Here is a 1274-nt window from a genome sequence, read left to right as displayed (position 1 = left end):
GGTGTGGGGTGTGGGGTGTAGGGTGTGGGGAAGGAAACCTCTTTCATCTGTGGGGGTGAAAATTTTTTCATCGGGACTGCCTAGGGACTCCTAAACCACCACTACAGGAAACTCCCTAACCCCTGTAAAACTTTTTTGCCGAAAGTGACCGATCTGGGTAATAATTCTTTAATAAAGATTTGTAAACTTGAAAATGATTATCCTTTCGCAGTGCTAGAGATTTAATGAGACGACTAATTGCGATCGAAAAAGCTCTGCTCATCGGTCATATTGTATCGATGGCTTTTGGACTAGCGGGATTGTTGCTAGTTCTGCCCCATCCCGAATTTGTGGCCAATTTACCGGATTTTGGCAAAACCGCCTTTGCTTGGTCAATGGCCGGGGGGGGTGTGGTGTATATGGTGTTAGGAATGGCAGCGGTGGCTGTTTATGCCTATCGGACTCTAGGAGTGTGGCACTGGTTAGGATTCATGGTTCCCGCTATCAGTTTATCCCTTTGTAGCGAACTATTAGGAACCAGTACCGGCTTTCCTTTCGGTCATTATCGTTATCTTTCGGGCCTAGGTTACAAAATTGCGGGTTTAGTACCCTTTACTATCCCCCTATCTTGGTTTTATCTCGGTTTTAGTGCCTATATTATCGCTCGTGTTGGTTTATCCACTCTTGCTTTACCCCAATGGCTACAAAATCTAGGAGCGATCGCTATCGGGGCGGTATTATTAACTTCCTGGGATTTTGTCCTAGATCCGGCCATGAGTCAAAGTACCATCCCCTTCTGGATTTGGGAACAACCGGGGGCCTTCTTTGGGATGCCCTATGAAAATTTTGCCGGTTGGTTCGGTACAGGCTGTGTTTTTATGACGGTAGCCACTTTAATCTGGCAAGTGCAACCGGTGAAACTGCCAAGTCAAGATTTAACCCTGCCTTTTGTGATGTATTTAGGTAATTTTGGCTTTGCTACGGTCATGAGTATCGGTGCTGGTATTTATCCGCCGATTTTCTTAGGATTACTCACCGGTATTCTGCCTTTAATACTCCTCTATAATCGCGCCAAGGCTGTTGCTTCCGGGCAAACAGTGGCAACCAGCGAAGTAACAACCCTAAAAATCCCCGTTGTTTCGGTGAGAGGAGCCAAATAAGTTGTTAACTGAGATAATTCTCGGTGCATTCTGCCTGGGGCTACTGCTGTCTCAGGCTGTTGCCTTTTTTATCCTTCTTTCCCGTTTGCTAAAAGAGGCGCGTCGTCGTCCTCCCCTGACTCCCCAACCCCCTAC

General features: G+C 46.8%; 1 protein-coding gene and 1 pseudogene. Both read left to right on the top strand.

Going from position 1 to position 1274, the window contains the following annotated elements:
• Window positions 1-224: 224 nt before the first annotated feature.
• Complete coding sequence (gene cruF / locus IQ242_RS25075) at window positions 225-1139, top strand: gamma-carotene 1'-hydroxylase CruF (protein WP_193961820.1); 915 nt, start codon at window positions 225-227, stop codon at window positions 1137-1139.
• A gap of 1 nt (window position 1140) precedes the next feature.
• Window positions 1141-1274: pseudogene (locus tag IQ242_RS26570) on the top strand (glycosyltransferase family 2 protein); the annotation flags it as partial.

Source organism: Microcystis sp. LEGE 08355 (genome assembly GCF_015207185.1).
GTDB classification, from domain to species: Bacteria; Cyanobacteriota; Cyanobacteriia; order Cyanobacteriales; family Microcystaceae; genus Microcystis; species Microcystis panniformis.
This window is presented reverse-complemented; position numbering and strand designations above follow the sequence as displayed.

Excerpts from the sequence above, each read along its gene's own strand:
- cruF (WP_193961820.1), top strand. The coding sequence starts at position 225 with ATGAGACGACTAATTGCGATCGAAAAAGCTCTGCTCATCGGTCATATT.